The organism is Methanosarcina sp., from assembly GCF_028693135.1.
Lineage (GTDB): Archaea > Halobacteriota > Methanosarcinia > Methanosarcinales > Methanosarcinaceae > Methanosarcina.
Genome location: NZ_JAQUVZ010000053.1, coordinates 6,251 through 25,160, shown reverse-complemented (window position 1 = coordinate 25,160; position 18,910 = coordinate 6,251). Strand labels below are relative to the sequence as shown.

At 42.8% G+C, this 18,910-nt stretch carries 14 protein-coding genes; 9 read left to right on the top strand and 5 right to left on the bottom strand.

Going from position 1 to position 18,910, the window contains the following annotated elements:
* Positions 1-842 precede the first annotated feature (842 nt).
* Positions 843-1,823: an alanine dehydrogenase gene (gene ala, locus PHF18_RS15930; RefSeq protein ID WP_300104525.1), complete on the bottom strand. Its 981-nt coding sequence runs from the start codon at positions 1,821-1,823 to the stop codon at positions 843-845.
* Positions 1,824-2,049: 226 nt separating this feature from the next.
* On the opposite strand from ala, the gene PHF18_RS15925 reads away from it, so the two are divergent.
* Positions 2,050-2,751 (top strand): DUF434 domain-containing protein, encoded by a 702-nt coding sequence (locus PHF18_RS15925; protein ID WP_300104522.1) that lies wholly within the window; start codon positions 2,050-2,052, stop codon positions 2,749-2,751.
* A gap of 139 nt (positions 2,752-2,890) precedes the next feature.
* Here PHF18_RS15925 and PHF18_RS15920 read toward each other — a convergent pair whose 3' ends face one another.
* Together PHF18_RS15920 and PHF18_RS15915 are read right to left on the bottom strand one after the other, a co-directional pair.
* Positions 2,891-3,943 (bottom strand): tetratricopeptide repeat protein, encoded by a 1,053-nt coding sequence (locus PHF18_RS15920; protein ID WP_300104520.1) that lies wholly within the window; start codon positions 3,941-3,943, stop codon positions 2,891-2,893.
* A gap of 169 nt (positions 3,944-4,112) precedes the next feature.
* The gene (locus PHF18_RS15915; protein ID WP_300104518.1) at positions 4,113-4,502 is read right to left on the bottom strand and encodes a hypothetical protein; all 390 of its coding nucleotides are present in this window, start codon (positions 4,500-4,502) and stop codon (positions 4,113-4,115) included.
* Positions 4,503-4,907: 405 nt separating this feature from the next.
* On the opposite strand from PHF18_RS15915, the gene PHF18_RS15910 reads away from it, so the two are divergent.
* Positions 4,908-5,867: a metallophosphoesterase gene (locus PHF18_RS15910; protein WP_300104517.1), complete on the top strand. Its 960-nt coding sequence runs from the start codon at positions 4,908-4,910 to the stop codon at positions 5,865-5,867.
* Between the two features lie 605 nt (positions 5,868-6,472).
* On the opposite strand, the gene PHF18_RS15905 is transcribed toward PHF18_RS15910, so the two are convergent.
* Positions 6,473-7,660, bottom strand: a complete 1,188-nt coding sequence (locus tag PHF18_RS15905; protein ID WP_300104516.1) for a tetratricopeptide repeat protein — start codon at positions 7,658-7,660, stop codon at positions 6,473-6,475.
* 756 nt (positions 7,661-8,416) lie between these two features.
* Positions 8,417-9,937 carry a sulfatase-like hydrolase/transferase gene (locus PHF18_RS15900; protein WP_300104514.1) on the bottom strand — a complete coding sequence of 507 codons (1,521 nt, stop codon included), beginning with the start codon at positions 9,935-9,937 and terminating at the stop codon, positions 8,417-8,419.
* 297 nt (positions 9,938-10,234) lie between these two features.
* On the opposite strand from PHF18_RS15900, the gene PHF18_RS15895 reads away from it, so the two are divergent.
* The 7 genes from PHF18_RS15895 to PHF18_RS15865 all read left to right on the top strand — a co-directional run.
* Positions 10,235-11,116 carry a DUF89 domain-containing protein gene (locus PHF18_RS15895; RefSeq protein WP_300104513.1) on the top strand — a complete coding sequence of 294 codons (882 nt, stop codon included), beginning with the start codon at positions 10,235-10,237 and terminating at the stop codon, positions 11,114-11,116.
* Between the two features lie 313 nt (positions 11,117-11,429).
* Positions 11,430-11,618: a CooT family nickel-binding protein gene (locus PHF18_RS15890; protein WP_300104512.1), complete on the top strand. Its 189-nt coding sequence runs from the start codon at positions 11,430-11,432 to the stop codon at positions 11,616-11,618.
* Between the two features lie 781 nt (positions 11,619-12,399).
* On the top strand, positions 12,400-13,407 hold the full coding sequence (locus PHF18_RS15885; protein ID WP_300104510.1) for a type II glyceraldehyde-3-phosphate dehydrogenase: 1,008 nt from the start codon (positions 12,400-12,402) through the stop codon (positions 13,405-13,407).
* A gap of 171 nt (positions 13,408-13,578) precedes the next feature.
* Entirely contained in the window at positions 13,579-14,382 is an 804-nt protein-coding gene (locus PHF18_RS15880; RefSeq protein WP_300104509.1) for a bifunctional fructose-bisphosphatase/inositol-phosphate phosphatase, read from the top strand.
* Position 14,383: 1 nt separating this feature from the next.
* Positions 14,384-15,211: an NAD(+)/NADH kinase gene (locus PHF18_RS15875; protein ID WP_300104508.1), complete on the top strand. Its 828-nt coding sequence runs from the start codon at positions 14,384-14,386 to the stop codon at positions 15,209-15,211.
* 434 nt (positions 15,212-15,645) lie between these two features.
* Entirely contained in the window at positions 15,646-16,863 is a 1,218-nt protein-coding gene (locus PHF18_RS15870; RefSeq protein ID WP_300104506.1) for a homocitrate synthase family protein, read from the top strand.
* 282 nt (positions 16,864-17,145) lie between these two features.
* On the top strand, positions 17,146-18,910 hold a 1,765-nt coding region (locus tag PHF18_RS15865), incomplete at its 3' end, for a tetratricopeptide repeat protein (protein ID WP_300104504.1).

Sequence of the window (18,910 nt, the reverse complement as noted above, 5' to 3'; positions counted from 1 at the left end):
TGTATTCAAACTCGTTACACTTGGGTGGATTTATGTCCATAACTCCGTACGTTTTTGGTGAATTACTATAATATAATTATATTTTAAATGAAATGAACTTTTCGGCATTTCAAGTGCGTAAGTCCTAACTATTATTAAGTGAACTATCCCTCCCTGGAATCTTACCCAGGTTTACTTTCGTTATTAATACAACCTCAAAACAAAAAAGAGAAATTAGCTCCATAGAAATGCAAAAAGAGAAAAGCTAAAAAAACAGAAAGTGAAATCAATAGATGAAGACAATAAGAAACCAGCAAAAGACGTTGAAAAAACTAACAATTAAAAATGACCGAAAAAGATGAAAAGACTCAAACGAAACAGAATTAAACACATAAAAAAACCATTTTCCACATTTATTTTATGTTTTTGCTACGTTTTCAATCTTCTTTCTTCTCCTCCTATTTTATTTCTGCATTTCTGCTTTATTTAACTTTTCTATTTTTGTGAAGGGCCGCCAGACAAGCTGGCAGAGATGTTTATATTTACCTTTAAATTGAAAATCGGTTTTCAGGATTAAGGGAACTATCCTCTTGAACCGGGGGACATTTCTTAAATATATTTTGTGTATCTCAATTGCGATGTCGTTTTGCAGATTATATTTAATCTGGCTGGCGGCTGGTCTCGGTCCCGCGCGGCGCAGGGAAAGAAAAAGGAGGTATTCCTTTTCTGGATTTTGGATAAATAAACCAGTTAATCAGAGACTGGCGAAAAAGTAGACAAATTAAACAAGTGTAGAAACAAAAAGTAGACAATAGAAAAAGAGTAAAACCGTAAGACATAATAAAGAAAATAGTTAACAGGTCTCAGAACATCCGGACCTGTCTGCCAAGTCCCCCCCGGACAGCTCTTTCATAAACCATGTGCGCAGTTGCAACGTCCTGAATCGCAAGCCCTGTGGAGTCGAAGATCGTAATTTCTTCTTCACTTGTCCTGCCGGGTTTGAGGCCAGCGATAACTTCTCCAAGCTGGGCGTGAATATCATTTTCCGAGATGTAGTGCTTTGAAAGGGGTACGTTCACTTCCCCTGAATGGAGCGCCTGTACCACATCATCGACAATGATCTTGGAGCGGAGGAGGAGTTCGGGGTCGAGTTCTTCTTTTCCGACTGCATCTGCCCCTATTGCGTTTATATGGGTCCCTTCTTTAATCCAGCTGGCTTTTACGATTGGTTTTCTGGTAGGAGTTGTGGTAACAAGGATATCGCAGTCGCAGACCTTTTCAATACTGTCTTCATAACGGATTTCACAGGGTACAAAGTCTGCCATTTCCCGGATAAATTGTTCACAGCTTTCTTTTGTCCTGGAATTAATTTTCACAGTTTCGGGCTCAAAAACTTCACAGAGGGCTTCAAGCTGTGTCCTTGCCTGGTTTCCCGCACCTACAAGGCCGATAATTTTAGAGTCCTTTCTTGCAAGGTATTTTGCAGCAATCCCACCGGCTGCTCCTGTCCGGACATCGGTCAGGTAAGTCCCGTCCATAATTGCCACAGGAGCTCCGGTTTCAGGGGAGATGAGTATGATTAGCGCCATTACCGTAGGAAGATTTCGCATTGGGTTTCCGGGATGGACGTTTACAATTTTTACGCCTGTAATGTCCTCTTCTTCGAGATATGCAGGCATTGTCCTCAGGTCGCCATTGTAAGCTGTATAGTAAAGATAGGATTTGGGGGGCATCTGTACCTTGCCAAGCCCATGCTGTCTGAAAGCTCTTTCCACTACCTGCATATCAGAATGCATATCTACAACACTTTTTACCTCTTCCTGAGCCAGCCACAAAACTTCCATAACAGAACCCTCCATCGGAGCCATAGACATTCCTCACATCCTAACCACAAGCTGGCTTCCGGCTGAAAACCAGGCTTAAATCGAATAAAACCGGAATAATAACCGGCAAGCAAACAGGCACATTGATTGCCAGGCAGCACAAATTGCCATTTTAATTTGCACAAATACGTATATATAACATATATCTTCACTCATTTAAAGAACTTCCTTCCTGAAAGGAGAAATTATGCAAGAGAGTTCTGCTGCGTTTTCCGGACCCGACCTGAAAGAAAAATTGCTGAAGCCTGCCAGAGACATTAGAAGCATTCTGCGCTGGGGTTATCCTAAATTTGCAACCATCCGCTTCGTGGCTGACCACTCTCAGCTCAGTGTCGAGGAACGGCATATTCTCACAAGGGTGATTATGCCCCCGGATAAAGTCGTATCCAGAGTCCGGAAAAAAATAGCCTGCGACAGTATAAGAGATAGGGACCTCCTCCTTGACGGGTACAATGTCCTCCTCAGTGTGGACAGCCTGCTGAAAAACGAACCCATGTGGTTCTGCGACGACGGATATATCAGAGACACCCGCTACTACTTCAGCAAGGCGCGCCAGGCTGAAGATATCGAGGAAGCTCTGGATTCTGTTCTTGAATTTCTCTCCGAAGCTCGCTCAAAGTCAGTAACCTTTCTGCTTGATGCTCAGATCAGCCGGAGCGGAGAACTTGCCGGCTTTATCCGCCGTAAACTTAAAGAAAAAGGGATTTCGGGCGAGGCCCGGACCTCAAAAACTACGGATTTCGACCTTAAAACCGAAGGCGGAAATCCCGAAAATAACCTCGTTGTTGCAACCTCCGACGGAATCGTAATCGACTCGGTCCTTCAGGTACTTGATATCCCTGCCTGCCTCATGGAAAAAATGGGAATTGAGCCGGTTAGGCTGTATTAAATTAGGGCTCTACTAACCTGAGGCTGTATTAAATTAGGGCTCTACTAACCTGAAGTTCTACTAACCTGAAGTTCTACTAACCTTAGGCTCTACTAATCTGAGACTGCACTTGACCAGGCAGGTAAGGCTCATTAATTTATTACCAGGCACACCGTCTGGAATATTCTGCCTGCCTGTAAATTTCTTCGGCTTCTGCGTACTGCCCTTTTTCTTTCAGCAGATCTCCGTATCCGCAAAGGCTTCCAAAATGCCCGGGGTCGAGTTCAAGAGCTTTTTTGTACTGAACTTCGGCTTCGTGCCTGTGCCCGAACCTGGCAAGCAGCCCTGCATATTCGCAGTGTGCTTCCACGTCATCAGGGTCAATTTTAAGGGCATACCTGAAGTGCACCCTTGCCCCATGAACAATTCCATGTTCTGCAAGCAGGCGGGCATAGAACAGGTGGAGCTTCGGGCTTTCCGGGTCTGCTTTGAGGGCTTTTATGTAGTGGGTTTCAGCTTCCAGGGCCTCCCCTTTTTCTTCAAGGAGACGGGCGTAGCGGAAATTGGACTCCACATGTCTGGAGTCAAGTTCAAGCGCCCGGATATAATGATAGCTAGCTTCGATTTTTTGCCCGCTTTTGTAAAGCAAAATTCCATACCCGCAGTGAGCTCCCACATGCCTCGGATCAAGGAGAAGGGCTTTTTTGTACGCTTCTTCAGCGCCGTCCAGGTCCTTGAGCCTGTAAAGCAGGCAGCCGTAATTGCAGAACGTATCAATATGGAATGGATGGATTTCAAGGGCTTTTTCATACTGGGCTCTTGCAGCATCAAGTTTCCCGAGCTCGGCGAGCATGGCTCCGTATCCGCAGAGAGCTTCTATATTTCCCGGGTTTTCCTCAAGCACCTCTTCAAATTCCCTGGCAGCAAGATCCCCAAGCCCCAGCAAAGAAGCTGTTTTCCCCGCCTCCATGTGGGCTTCTTCCCGCATTTTCCCTGAATAAATTAAGGCGCATGCCCTGGAAAATGCGTACTTTTCCCTGTACATCTCATCGTTGCCGAAAATAAAGGAGAGTTTCAGCAGGGTCTCTGGCAAAAGAGAGTGCTCACGTGAAAAAGAAAGGACAAACTCAACGACCTCATCGAGATCACATTCATCTTCTGCAACCTTTTCGATTACATGAAAAACCAGCTTGTCTACGGCATCTATATCCATGCCCAAAAACCTCCTAAATTTTATCCTTACAATCAATTTATTTGGCTGGCTATAAATAATTAGCTATATTAAATTGTCCGAATAAATTCAAAAAGAGAGGCTTAAAAAAAATAGAAACCAGAAGAATCTATAAATAAAAATAGATGGATCGAATATCCGGGTAACTCCATTAAACTCTGTTGACACGCAAACTGTACCTTGTCTCCACATCATACATGCCTTCGAGCTCTTCTTCAGTCAGGAAACCTTTCTTAATTAGATTACTGAGGTTCTTTCTGTCAACTGATTCGACCATCTCCCAGAGTTCACGTTCCATAAGATAAGGTTTTAGCCTGTTAATGTGCCAGAGTTTCCAATCCGCCCTGTGCCGCCTGAGTTCCACATCCCCTACTCTCAGGACATCAATTTCTTTTTCCGCAAAGGTATCCATAATTCGGGCTCTAAGTTCTTCCCGCCTCTTTTCCAGAATAGATATCGCAGATACAAGCTCTTCATACTCAAGCGCAATATCGGCAAGATCCATCTCTTCAGGGTCCTGCTCACTGATTTTAAGTTCCATTTTCCTTTACTCCCACTTATATCCCTGAACTTCGCATATCTCTTTTCTCTCATTCTTAGTTCTTTAAACGCTTTTTCCGAATTTTGATTTTTTCGGTGGTCCCTGATTAATTGGTTGGTATTATTCCAAAATGACCTCAAATGACATCTCAAGCTCTTTCTTTTCACACATAGCCTCAAATGACATCTCACGTTCTTTCTTTTCACGCGCCGCGCTCCACTTTAACCCACCAGCGTACCGGAAATATAAACGAACTCAGTAGCTATGCAGGGGCTCGAATTTCAAAATATCAACCATGTAGCAGGGGACAACCAGCTTTTCGACTTGAGCTGATTTTCCTGTTTTAGTATATGCGGGTAATCAAGTTTAATAGTTGCACATTTGTGCGGGGATTTATTATTGAATATGAGCCGCAGACTGACCTTCCGGTATCTGGCTCAGAAATGCTTATCGAGTAAAAATCCCTTTTATCTCATAAGAAAACCTTCCGATAGGCGGCCTTTAAAGCCTCTTCAGACTTTATTTAAGGGAATTTGTCGGGGTGGTTCCATAACATCAGTAAATGACCTTGAGAAAGCAAAAACAAAAGAAGAACTGAACCTTCTCTTCCCGAAGATAAATAACGTACTGGGTTCCGAACCTGCCGTGCTCCGGATTGACCCGGCGTCTACGGAATCTATTATGCTTATCGGGGATATCCATGGGGACCTTGATGCCCTTGACTTTGTAATAGGAATGAGAGAAGAACTGGGTTGCAAGTACATGCTTTTTCTGGGAGACTATGTGGACCGCGGGATGCAGGGCACAGAAGTCCTTATAAAGCTTTTCCGGCTGAAACTTGAGGAGCCTCAAAACATTTTCCTGCTCAGAGGGAACCACGAAACCGTGGATATGAACATCTATTACGGCTTTTTTGAGGAAATTGGCTTTGACAGGGGTTTTCTCCTGAATGTCAGCAGGACATATGACAGGCTGCCGGTAGCAGCAGTAATCTCGGGGCATACCTTCTGCGTGCACGGAGGAATAAATGGAACTGAAAGTGTTGATACCATCACAAAAGAAGGCGCTTTTCCCTACCTATGGAATGACCCCTCGAAACGTCCGGGGCTGAGCACTTCATCAAGAGGCTCTACTGTTAAGGAATTCGGGCCTGATATTGTTGACGGCTTTTTAGAAACAAATGGTTTGAAAAGGATTGTAAGAGGGCACACAGCTCTAAGAAGCGGGTATGAATGGTGGTTTGACGGTAAACTGCTTTCCCTTTTTTCCTGCCCGGATTATGTGGGGCTTGGAAATGCTGCTGCTTTTGCCTTAATCGAGAAAGGAGAGCTAAAAATTATTGCTTTTGGAAACAAGTCTCAGTAAAAACAGAAAATATAGCTTTAACAGGTAAAGACAAAGCCTGCTTAAAGCAAAAAATAAGTTGAAATAAAAGTTGCGTTTGTGCACCCTGGTGCAAGCAACGGGGTATGTTCGCGCCACCGCTCCAAATTTCGTAAAAGAAAGCAGTAACCCTGATACGATTTAGTTCAAGCAGAAGTTAACAAACAAAAAAATGGAATTGATAAATCGCATTGTCATTAACGGTTCTCGGGGAAGTTTTTCATCCCCGCAGCAAGCTAGCGGGGTATTCGACTGAAAATAAAGTCACAACCCGATTAAAGAGCTCGATTAAAGCAAAAAATTAGTTGAAATAAAAGAAAAGTTGCTCCAGCCTGCGTCACTACTTCAGACTGGAATCTTTATATAATACCGGATATTTGATAGATTTTATCCCTTGTAATATATATAAAAAAGTTGAGATATAAAGATGGATGTCTGATTGATGCCCGTGAATAGACCTATTTCAGTGATCTTAAGAGCTGTTTTTGAATGCCTGGATTTTTTGGTTCGGATTTTTAGTTATATTTGCGGGTTAAATTTTTGATTTGCCGGTTAAGTCTTTGATCAGATCTTCTGGTTAATTGTTCTTAATCCAGAATAATCCAGGTTTCGGTCATTTTGCTCCCGATATCCGGATCGAGCTGCATTGCTTGCGTGTACTGCATTTTAGCTTCGTCAAAACGATTCATTTTTCTCATGAGCAGTCCGTAGTTGTAGTGGAGTGGAGGATAATAAGGATTGAGATCAAGAGCCTTTTTGTATTCTTCCTCTGCATCGGGTAAGCGCCCGAGTTCCGAAAGAAGGTTTCCGTAGCTGTAATGTCCCTCAACGCTTTCCGGGTCAAGACAGAGAGCTTTTTTGTATTCCATTTCAGCTTCGTACCTTCTTCCGAAGCGGGCAAGAAGGTTTGCATAATTGGAATGGACTTTTGCATCATTCTGATCCAGGGAAAGGGCTTCCATGTATTGTTCTTCAGCTTCCGAAACCCTGCCTTCCCTTGCAAGGAGGTTCCCATAGTTGAAAAGAGTTCTTCTGTGCCTGGGGTTAAGTGAAAGAGCCTTTCTGTACTCAACTTCGGCTTCAGAAGAGCGGCCAAGGAAAGAGAGCAAGACACCGAAATTATGGTGGAGGCTTGGATCTTCAGGGTCAAGTTTCATAGCAAGCCTGTACTCTTTCTCGGCATCTCTGAGCCTTCCAAGCTCAAAAAGCAGGTTTGCGTACCCACCTCTGGCAGGGACATAGTCCGGGTTACCTGCAAGTGCTCTCAAGTAACATTCCTCTGCTTCATCTACATACCCGTGTTCGGCCAGGAGGTAAGCGTACCCGGCATTTGCCTTTACATTTTCGGGCGAGGTTTCAAATACAGTTTTATACTCATTTTCGGCTTCCTGAATCCTTCCTAGCTCTAAAAGAAGCTCAGAGTGAGCACATCTTACATCTGCATTTTGAGGGTTTTCTTTCAGGATTTCACAGTATCTGGCTTCGGCTTCAGAGAAAAAACCCAGTACATGGGCTGCAGTTCCCAGCGCATAACAGGAGTCTTCACGGAGCTTTCCGGAAGCCTGCATTAAGCAGACCTTTGCAAAAACATATTCTTCAAGGTGCATTTTTTGCTGTCTGCAGGCTTTTGAGAGTTCAAGTAACAGTTTTGGGGGAAAAGATTTTTCCTTTGAGCTTTCCAGAGCAAAATCGGTTGCACAGGATAAATTTTTCTGGTCAGATCCGATTATTCCAATTACATCGTACATAAAATCATCAATAGCATCAAAATCCATGTATCCGGCACCTCAGAAAAGTGAGTTTTCTAGGTAGGGGGCTGTCAGTGTAACATCCGGATTATAGTTTTACGCTTAATTGAATATATTAGTGAGTGAATAGTAAGTAATATTATAAGACACATTGTTAGTGATTGAATAGTGTATAAGAGACTGAGTATAATATTATAATTATCGTATAACATTCTATCCATTTGTAGCGCAAAATAAAACCGCTGATTGCATTGAACGAAAGCGGTTTCATAAAATAATAGATTTTGCAGGATAAAATACAAGTCGGGTAAGAAAACAAAGCTAATTAAAAGATATGATAATTTATATTAACATAAAAAATATTACGATTAACTGGGAGAAAAAAGCATAATTCTGATGAATGATAATACGAATGGATCTAAAAAGCATATCTAATGATAGAATTAGCCAGAGGGGGAATGAATTAAAAAATTTCGACTAAGGCATAAATTCAACATTTAAAAATAACCGATTCGTATTAAATCCTAGGTTGTACTAAATCAGAGCTTATACTATTTTTAGCTATTTTTGATTATTTTGATTATTTCATCACTTTTCTTGCTTTTTTGGCAGTCCAGGAAAAATCTGTAGAAAATCTGTAGATATTATTCAGGGAAACCTGAATGACACCTCTCTCTTAATCTTTACCTCTTATTCTTTACAGCGCTACACATACGCTTGAGCCCTCATATAAATAGGTAAAAACGAAAGCATTAGCTGAACAGGAATTCGGATCCAAAAATATCAACCCTGTTTTTTCAGAATCTTCATAATGATAAAAAACCCTGCAAGGTTTATTGATCCTATAAGGAAATATCCTATCAAGTGCTTTGAGTTCCTGCCAAAAATTGAATCTCCGTCTCCGAAAATAGCTGCAGAACTGGTTTCTTCTTTTGCTCCTGCCAGGGAGGATTCGCTTTCCTTTGTTTTAGCTCCTTTACTCCCTAACTCGATCACCGAATCGGTTTTAAGAATAACCTCTTTCTCCTTTTCTTCAAGGCTCTTTCCGGAATCAAGAACAGCCCGGATCGTATAGGAGTTATCCGGCTCAAGACCGAGGAATAGGAACTGGTCATCGTTTCCTGCAGATTCGATAATTTTTCCGTCTTTCTTGAGTTCTACGGTTCCTTTTTCCGGAAGTTTGACTTTAAGGTTTACGTGTTCTGTAAGCAGGATCTGCTCTCCTTCTGCAAACCTGGGCCTGTCCGGGATGTCAAGGATTCCAAGAAGGGTTGGAGCAAAGTCCTCCTGCCCGAACTCTCCTCTGATAACCCCGCTCTCAACGTCCTGAGCATATACGAGGAGCGGGACCATCTGAGCTTCATCCGAAACCGAGTATTTTTCTGATTGGTGCCCTCCTTTAGAACCATCTGCCGAAAAAGCCATACCATGGTCTGCGGTCAGGACAAAAGCAAGGTTGTTTTTTCCACATAGTTTATAGAGGGGCAAAAGTTCTGAATCAAGGTTTTCAATGCAGTCTACATATCCATAGTTCCCCCTGTAGTGCCCGCTCATATCAATGGCCCCTACATTGATAGTCAGCAGGTATTTTTGCCCCTGCATATTTTTTGCCATGTATTCTACAATAGCACAGGCGGCTTCAATGCCCCACCTGTTATACCCGCTATACTTTATTCCTGTCTCTTTTGAGGTGACATATCCCGGAGCCCTGTCAGCCTCCTCTTCCATTAGCTGCAAAAGCCCGGATGGCACCGGATTATCCTGAGAATGTTCATACTGCTTAAGCACTATCTCCATATTATTTATGGAGTTTTTTTCATCTCTCAGGACAGCATCCTGTTCGGCGCAGATTGACCAGGAATCCCCTTTTTCCATTACAGCAATACAGAGGTAGCCCTCACTGTGTAAAACATCGAAAATATTTGCGTCTTTAAAACTAACAAACTCACTGTCTGCACCCGGGTTTCCGGTAACAAGGACTGAATGCCCTCCCTCGGTAAATGTCTGAGGAGCACGAAACTCGAGAATCCGGGCACTGTTTTTGCCTATTTCCGGAATATTCTCAAGCCTGGCTTTTTCAAGGGGTGTACCGTCAAGTGCATGTGGTGTAAGCTCCGGATAGATAAAAGGGGCGCTTAACCCGTCCACGATCAACACAACTGCACCGTCAGGTGTATTGACAGGGTTTACCTCGACTTCGGTAAGTGCAGATGCAGGAGCTGGAAAAGCTGCAGAAAAGATCAACAGTGTTGTAAATAAAACCAGAAATGAAAATAACTTGAAGTTTTGGATCCCGGGCATCATTGTAAATTATTTTAGACTCACCAGCTATAAAGAATTTGCCTTTCCGAAAAAATTCTGCTGACAAAGTTCACTGCTTTATCCATTTTGTGAGACTTAAAGAGCATATATATGGAGCTGTAGTGAAATCTTAAGATTTAAATTTATTATTTCAGATCTGGATTTCAGGTTACCTTTTTAAAGGTTTATTTTTTTAAAGGTTTATTATATTAAAGGGAGAAAAGGTATAACACTTATAACACATACCAGTAACATTCAGAAAAATCTTATCCAATAATCCAAAAAACAGGGAGATTCTCCATGAAAATGAACCCACGCTGTACCTACTGCATGCTTTCGAGAGTGCATTTTCAATCAAAGCTTTCAACGGATGATGAAGATCTGATCTGCAAGACGATTCATGAATGCCTTGCCGTCATGAATAAATACTATGACCCTGAGGCGGTATCAGCATCCGTAGCTACTAAAATTCACAGGAAGTGCTATGAAATCCTGGAAGACGATGATCCATATGCAGTCACAAAAAAACTCATCAGCCAGGCTGCATTAAAAGTCCTGCCCGCAGCAAAAGAAAAAATTTACGAAAACTCTCCTGATGACAGAGAACTCTTCAAGCGGGCAGTGCTTGCGTCGGTTATCGCCAATTATTTTGATTTTGGTATTATGGGCTTTGATGCCAGCGAAGATAAATTTGAAGAAGCTTTTCTAAAACTTTTCGAACATGGGCTTGACGTTGATGATACCCCGAAGATGATGGGGCTCCTTAAGGATGTTATTTATATTGCCGACAACTGCGGAGAGATCCTTTTTGATATGATTGTTTTCGACGTGATTAAAAAACTCGGTGGAAATATCACACTCGTGGTCCGTGGAGGCCCCATTCTTACAGATGTTACAATGGAAGAAGTAGAAGAATTTGAAATCGGCAAAAAGGTTGACAGGGTAATGACTACAGGTTCAAACGCTGTAGGAATCCTTATCGAAGAAGCCCCTGCTGAACTTCTCGATGCAATGAAAGACGCAACCCTTATTATCAGCAAGGGCATGGCAAACTACGAGACCCTCTCCGAACATAACTTCGGGCCTATTGCCTATATGCTCCTAACAAAATGTGAATGCGTGGCTGACGATCTCGGGCTTGAAAAGGGCCTGTCGGTTGCGAAACTGATGAACTTCCCCTGAAGGTCGCGCCTGCCGGATATTTCGCCCTGATATTTCGTGGTATATTTTTCAGATTTTCTGGCTGCGGATATTTTCGGCAACTTTTTATTGAGCAGGGGTACAAATTAAATATAGTTAATGAAAAATACTTTAAGGTCAGTGCGATATTTTATAATATCTGACAGTTTTAAAATACAGGCCATCCAGATATTTATGTATATTCATCTAAACAGTGTAAAAAGAAAGGTGTAAAAAAACAGTATAAGAAGAACAATATAAGAAGAACAGTATAAGAAGAACAGTATAAGAAGAACAGTATAAGGAGAGATACAATATGTGTGAAATCAGTATAATTATGCTTCGTGGAGAAAACCGTGAGAAGGTTATGGAGTCTGTAGCAAAGATTCTGGTTGAAGGAACCTCAATCCAGCTTACCGGAATCCTCGGAGATAGAATGACGGTTGAAGGCTCAATCAAGGAAATCAATTTCTCACGCGGGGAAGCCCTTATTATATCAAAATGATTTTTTTACTTTTTTACTTTACTTCTCCCTGATTTTTACCTGCTTATTGACATTTTTTCTTTAGCAGGAGTTAGATAAATCTGTTTTTGTGGTAAGACAGCCCTTATAAAGAGCTTTGCTAATTTACTGAAAAAACGGTGAATTTCTAACCTTTTGGAAAACCATCTGGAAGCTCCGAAAGCACTGAATATCTCTTCTAGATTCTTTAATTTAAATAAATGCCCGGGAAAAGCATTTATCTATTCTTATCTATAATCTTAATGTGATTTAAGATATGGAATCAGGCATAAATTTAAAGCACTCAAAAAATTTATCACTTAAATCCATCTTCCAGGTCGAAGATCGGGCAGTTTTCAGCGTATCTGAATTTCAGACATACATTATAAATCCATGAAACACTTTAATTTTATGCCTATACTTTAGATTTGTATAATTCACTGCCTGAAAATTGCAAATTTAGAAAAAAACAATTTTCAGCTGCTCGACTATTACTTAGACCAGAATGTACTCTAATTTAGTCTAGTGCATCGATTCCATATATCCTCAATAAACCACTGTAAAACATAAATGAACACAGACGACTTCAATCAGTGTTTATCCGTGTCCTTCTGTGGTTTATTAAGAGGAATTCATTGAACAGCGTTGATTTCAAATTCCAGTTTTATGTCAGTAATTTGGAATCGATGCACTAGTTTACGATTAATTCAACTAATTTACTCTAACTTAGACTATAAACTAATCCTGAATTGGATAGTACAGGATAAACAGGATAGGATAATAAATGGCTAAAGCAAAGATTGCAGTAAACGGTTACGGAACAATTGGGAAAAGAGTTGCAGACGCCGTACGGGCTCAGGACGATATGGAAATCATAGGCATTTCCAAGACAAAACCTAACTATGAGGCTGCAGTAGCCCACCAACTCGGGTATGACATCTATGCCCCTGCCGCCAATCTGGGAGCTTTTGAAAAGGCAGGAATCCCAGCCGCCGGGAGCATTGAAGAAATGGTGGAAAAAGTCGACCTGGTTGCAGACTGCACTCCGGGGGGAGTGGGGGAAGCCAATAAAGCCCTGTACGAAAAAGCCGGGGTAAAGGCCATCTGGCAGGGTGGTGAGGAGCATGAGCTTACAGGCTTCTCCTTTAACGCTGTCTCAAACTACGAAGGGGCTCTCGGCCTTGACTTCGTAAGGGTGGTTTCCTGCAACACCACAGGGCTCTGCAGGGTCATCTATCCCATAGACAAAGCGTTTGGGGTAAATAAGGTCAGGGCAACCCTTGTCCGAAGGGCAACCGACCCCAACGACATAAAGAAGGGGCCGATCAATGCAATCGTGCCGGACCCGATCAAGCTGCCTTCCCACCACGGTCCCGATGTTAAGACCGTTATTCCCCATATCAATATCACCTCAGCCGCCATGAAAATCCCGACGACCCTCATGCACGTTCACACCGTAAACATGGAGCTTAAGAACGAGTGCACTGCCGAAGATGTCAGGAAAGTGCTTGGTTCCCAGTCCAGAATCCGTTTCGTAGGGCAGGGAATATCTTCTACGGCTGAAATCATCGAAGTTGCCAGGGACATAAAACGCCCCAGAAACGATATGTGGGAGAACTGCGTCTGGACTGACTCCGTCACCATGCACGAAGGGGAACTCTATTTCTTCCAGGCAATCCACCAGGAGTCCATTGTGGTCCCTGAGAATGTGGATGCTATCCGCGCAATGATGGAGCTTGAGAGCGACGGTGCAAAGTCAATCCAGAAAACAAACAAAGCTATCGGGCTGTAAGCCTGTCCAGGGCTCTTGATTTCTAGGGCTCTTGATTTCCAGGACTCAGGGTATCTGATGCACTTTCTTACGAGTTTCCTGAGTCCTTATTTTCAAAACCCCAGTTCCCGGCACTCAAAAACCTGGTATGTGGAACCTGGAACCCTGAGATAAGAAGGATTCGACCCTTATATGACCTCAGATTCAAACTTTTTAAAATTGTGCCAGGAGGCTTTTAAGGCTGCATACGATGCAACCTATGACCTTGTGGGCACTGATTCGGCAAGCAGCTTCGTATGCATGGGAGCTGACGGGACGCCGACTACCGGTATAGACCTTGCAGCAGAGGATGCCATTGTCGAGGTGTTTAAAGCTGACGGCAGGTCCATGAGGATACTCAGTGAAGAACTTGGTGAACTTGTTATCGGGAATTCTCCTGAGTTTTCTGTTGTGCTTGACCCCCTCGACGGGACATATAATGCTTCTGCAGGAATTCCTTTCTACAGCGTTTCAATAGCTTTTGCATCTCACGACCTCTCAGACATAAGGTTCGGGTATGTGAGCAACCTTGCCCTCAGGGAAGAGTATTATGCAGAAGCTGGAAAGGGAGCATATCTTAATGGTAAAAAAGTTAAACCCTCTATGAATTCGGATCTGAAGAGCCTCTGTGTCAGTGTATACGGCTACAGGCAGAACGTGGAAAGGACGCGAAAGATATACAGCAATGTCCGTCGCGTGAGGTTGTTCGGGAGCGTGGCTCTTGAACTGTGTTATGTAGCCTCAGGCAGGCTTGATGCCTTTGTGGATGTCCGAAACTCTCTGCGTGTAACAGATGTGGCAGCAGGTCAGCTTATCCTTGAAGAAGCAGGTGGGCTTGTTACGGACGGATACGGAAAGACTTTAAGACTTCCTGATAATGTTACCGCCAGAGTGGAGATGGTCGCGTCCAATGGACACGTTCATAAAAAAATTTTAAATTTACTCTCAGGGGGATAATTTGGCAATTAAAAAAATAGGGCTCGCATCGCGCTGCGATAGGCCTGAAGTACTTGAGATGGTAAGGGATATTCTCGCAAACTTCCAGTCGAAAGTGCAGATCTATGTTTCCACTGCCACAGCTGATGCCCTGGGCATTGAGGGGACTCCTGTTGAAAGAATGAGGGACGAGGGAGTCGAACTCATCATAAGTGTGGGGGGTGATGGGACAGTCCTGCGGAACATTGCCAAAATGAAAGACCCTCTCCCTATACTGGGAATTAATATGGGCACTCTAGGTTTCCTTGTAGATGTGGAGCCTGAAGATGCGATTGAAGCTATAGAGGAGGTCCTCTACGGTTTTTCGTATATTGAAAAGATGCGGGTAGACGTCTTCCTTAATGGGGAGATGCTTGACACAGCCACTAACGAGGTCGCTGTAATGTCTGCAAAACCTGCAAAGATTATCCAGTTTGAAGTCCACATCAATGACTGCAGTCTTGATGAAATTCGGGCGGATGGTGTGGTTTTTGCAACCCCCACAGGCTCAACTGCCTATGCAATGAGCGCCGGAGGCCCTATCGTAAACCCGAGGGTAAATGCAATCGTGGTGGTTCCTGTTGCTCCTTTCAAGCTATCTTCGAGGCCCTGGGTTGTCCCTTCGGACAGCGAGATTACAATAAAATTGTCAGACCATAAAAAAGAGGCTGTAATTGCAATTGACGGACAGAAGTCTTACAGGATCAGGCCTGATGATGTTGTCAAACTGAAGAAATCAAAATACCCTGCGCGTTTCGTAAGGATTTCCGATACCTGCTTTTACGAGAGGGTTCAGAGGAAACTTTCCTGAAAAAAAACCTTCTTTCAGGTTTGCTTTCTCATTAGCTTTAATTTTTGCTTTAATTTTTCTTATGGACCCATGTTTTTTAGAATATTTTTCCGTAAGATCCTGTTTTACTCATGATATTTCCTGAAATTTGTTCCCTGAAATTTTCATTTCTCAGGTTGAAGAACTGAAAGCGAATTTTTTACCCCTATTTTTTACCAAAAAATAGGAATATTGCTCACGGAAACTCTTTTCCTCCAAGGAAAACATTTATACATGTGTAGGTAAAGCTAATGCTTAACTTAGCTAAATATAAGATTTTTTGACTTTTAATAGTGTTTTAACCTCGTACTTTCTTATCCATGCCTTTGAATTGTTTTTCAGGGCAGTTGAGACAAATATCATTAAAAATAATCATAAATTCCTCAAAATGATAAAAATCACGGGAAACAATAACCATGTCAGAGAGCGAGCAGTACTCCAGAAATACACTTATGGACTTCGTCGAATATCGCCCCCTTGATATCGAAATCTGTGACGTGACTCTACGCGATGGAGAACAGACTCCTGGCGTTGTGTTCACGAAAAAACAGAAGCTGGCAGTAGCCAGTGAGCTTGATTCCATGGGTATTGAGGTTATAGAAGCCGGATTTCCGGTAGTTTCCGCATACGAAAAGGAAATCGTAACGGAAATTGCAAATCAGGGCTTTAATTCAAGGATCTGCTGTCTCTCAAGAGCAGTAAAAGGGGATGTCGACGCTGCCCTTGAATGCGACGTCGATATCGTAAGCATTTTCATTGCAATGTCCGACATGCACCTCAAATACAAGTACCACAGAAGTTTTGAGGAAATGCTCGGCTGTGCCAAGGAAGCCATTGAATATGCAACTGACCACGGTTTAAAGGTGCGTTTTGCAGCCGAAGATGCAAGCCGTACTCCGATTGACCGCCTCAAGCAGGCTTTCAAGGAAGTTGAAAGCGAGTACAAAGTGCAGTATGTAAGCCTTGCAGATACCGTTGGCATCCTGAACCCGACTACAACCAAATACCTTGTGAACGAGATCTTCAAGACCGTAAACACTTCAATCTGCATCCACTGCCACGATGACCTTGGAATGGCTACAGCTAACACCCTTGCAGCCGCCGAAGCCGGTGCAAAGCAGCTCCATACAACAGTCAATGCAATAGGAGAACGGGCAGGAAATGCTTCCCTTGAAGAAGTGATGGTAGCTCTCAGAGTACAGTACGGGATCGACCGCTATGATACAACAAAGTTGACTGCACTTTCCAGAATGGTCTCGGAATACTCAGGCATTACACCCCCGGTAAACAAAGCCGTTGTCGGACAGAATGCCTTCACCCATGAATCCGGAATCCACGTTGCTGCAATCCTTGAAGAGCCACGAACCTACGAACTCTTCCTCCCGGAGATGGTTGGCGGAAAACGTAACCTTGTTGTTGGAAAGCACACAGGGACAAAAGCCTTAAAAGGCATCATCAACAGCATTGGTTTCTGCCTTGAACGGGAAGAACTCTGCGCCCTGATCGAAAAAGTCAAGGTCTGCACCGAAGAAAAGCGTAAAAGCATCTCGCGGGAACAGCTTGAAAGGCTAATTACCCAGGTCAGGCAGGAACAGAAGGCTCCGGAAAAGAAAGAGGAGAGATTTTCGATCTGAAAGTCGATAGAGATCAGAACCTTTGTTATAAGGAATAATTGAAAAATAACTTTAAGTTTCCACTTCTGGAATGGACCTCTAATTCCATTCCCCCAAATAATCATCAAAGATAATTTTCGTTTTTTGCTTGAAGTTTTCACTTCCTTTTCTTGCCGTTGCATAAATTTTATTTTTGCAGGGAGGGATAGTTTACATTGAGCCCTTTCAGACCTACAATTATTATATGAAAAAACCTATGCTATTTCTATGTCAAGGAAGCTACGAGATTCTGCTATTCGCTTATTGAAGAAAGCAGCCGACGAAATAGATAAAGAGCGATATAAAAAAGCCTTTGAAAATCTTGATGAGGTCGAAAAGATCGCAAAAGAGGTAAAGGATCCTGAGATTTCATACCAGCTCCTGTTTTTTAAAGGTTTTGCCAAATACAGAATTGACGAACTTGAAGAGTCTTTTGCACTCTTCGAAAAGGCATTGGAAATCAGCTGGGAGCTTTTTTCAAAAGAACCGGAAAAAGAAGAGTACCAGTCCTTTATAGGAGACACTATTGGAAGCATTGGAGATATTCTTTCAAAGCTAGAAGATCCCGATAAAGCAAAAGAATACATCTATCAGATTGAAGGAATATTTGAAAAAGCGGTCCTGGGCTTTGAGAAATTATTGGAATCCGATCCCGATAATTCAGGATACCTGGAAGAGTTCCTGAAAATGATCGAACACATAGGGCTCTGTTTTGAAGCTGGAGAATTAATCGAAGAAGCAGTTCCATTTTTCGATAAAAAATTCGATCTCATTGAGAAATTGCTCCAAAGTGAAACTGAAATGTCCGAACACCTCAGCAGCCTTGATGATTCGATTATGAAGTTTGGAAGTCTCTGTGGGGAAGAGGGGTGTTTAGAAGAGGCACAGTACATTTATGACCGGGCAATAGAGATTTACGAGAAAGCCCTTGAGAAGGACCCTGGAAATTCCGAAACCAAAGTATACCTGAGCTATGCATACCGTTATCTAGCCGATATGTACTCAGAAATGGAAGATCTCGAAAAGGCAGAGGAATGCTATAAAGAAGCACTGAGCCTGCTGGAAAGCGAGATAGAAGATGAGCCTGAAAATATCCCGGTTTCTGAAAATAGTGAAGTTTCTGAAAACACTCCATTTTCCAAAAACATTCCGTTTTCTATGGTTCTTGCAGATATGTACAAAGATTCAGGCTTAATATTTTCAGACACGGAAGATCCCACAAAAGCCAGGGACTACTATACGAAGGCAAGGGAAACTTTCCGGGGACTGATGGATAAATACCCGGAACTGCTTGGAGCCGATAAAAGCCTTGCCAATTCTTTAGAGGAACTTGCAGAACTGTTTTCGGATATTGGAGACCTCGAAAGTGCAGAAGCCTGCTATAAGGACGAACTGCAGGTCTATGATAACCTGCTGCAAAAAGAACCTGAAAACCCTGCATACTCCCTGAAGCTTTCCGATGTCTACCGGGAGCTTGGAGACCTTTTTGCAGAAGAGGAAGAACTTGAAACGTCAAGGACTTATTATGAGAAGGAAATCGAAATCTACGAAAACCTTCACCCCAAGGACGCCGATAAACTCATGTTAGAAGCTAATAAGGCTGATACCTGGAACCAGATCGGAAATCTCTATGCAGAAGAGGAACCTGAAACTGCAGTTCAGTACCATGAAAGAGCTCTCCCCGTATTTCAAGAAGCCTTCGAATCGGATCCCGAGGACGAGTTTTTCCATGAGGGATTGCTCGAAACCCTGACAGGTTTGGGACTACTGTTCAAAAACAATCGAGAATTCGGAAAAGCAATCAGGGTGTATGAAAGGGTCCTGGAAGTCCAGAAACAGCTCCTTGAGCTGATGCCTCCGGAAAGCAGCCATGAGATGGAACATGAACATGAGATGGAACATGAACATGAACATGAACATGAACATGAACATGAACATGAACATGAACATGAACATGAACATGAACATGAACATGAACATGAACATGAACATGAACATGAACATGAACATGAACATGAACATGAACATG

Bases quoted from the DNA above. Each gene is read 5' to 3' on its own strand.
- ala (WP_300104525.1), bottom strand. From the start codon at position 1,823: ATGGAAGTTTTGTGGCTGGCTCAGGAAGAGGTAAAAAGTGTTGTAGAT.
- PHF18_RS15925 (WP_300104522.1), top strand. From the start codon at position 2,050: ATGCAAGAGAGTTCTGCTGCGTTTTCCGGACCCGACCTGAAAGAAAAA.
- PHF18_RS15920 (WP_300104520.1), bottom strand. From the start codon at position 3,943: ATGGATATAGATGCCGTAGACAAGCTGGTTTTTCATGTAATCGAAAAG.
- PHF18_RS15915 (WP_300104518.1), bottom strand. From the start codon at position 4,502: ATGGAACTTAAAATCAGTGAGCAGGACCCTGAAGAGATGGATCTTGCC.
- PHF18_RS15910 (WP_300104517.1), top strand. From the start codon at position 4,908: ATGAGCCGCAGACTGACCTTCCGGTATCTGGCTCAGAAATGCTTATCG.
- PHF18_RS15905 (WP_300104516.1), bottom strand. From the start codon at position 7,660: ATGGATTTTGATGCTATTGATGATTTTATGTACGATGTAATTGGAATA.
- PHF18_RS15900 (WP_300104514.1), bottom strand. From the start codon at position 9,937: ATGATGCCCGGGATCCAAAACTTCAAGTTATTTTCATTTCTGGTTTTA.
- PHF18_RS15895 (WP_300104513.1), top strand. From the start codon at position 10,235: ATGAAAATGAACCCACGCTGTACCTACTGCATGCTTTCGAGAGTGCAT.
- PHF18_RS15890 (WP_300104512.1), top strand. From the start codon at position 11,430: ATGTGTGAAATCAGTATAATTATGCTTCGTGGAGAAAACCGTGAGAAG.
- PHF18_RS15885 (WP_300104510.1), top strand. From the start codon at position 12,400: ATGGCTAAAGCAAAGATTGCAGTAAACGGTTACGGAACAATTGGGAAA.
- PHF18_RS15880 (WP_300104509.1), top strand. From the start codon at position 13,579: ATGACCTCAGATTCAAACTTTTTAAAATTGTGCCAGGAGGCTTTTAAG.
- PHF18_RS15870 (WP_300104506.1), top strand. From the start codon at position 15,646: ATGTCAGAGAGCGAGCAGTACTCCAGAAATACACTTATGGACTTCGTC.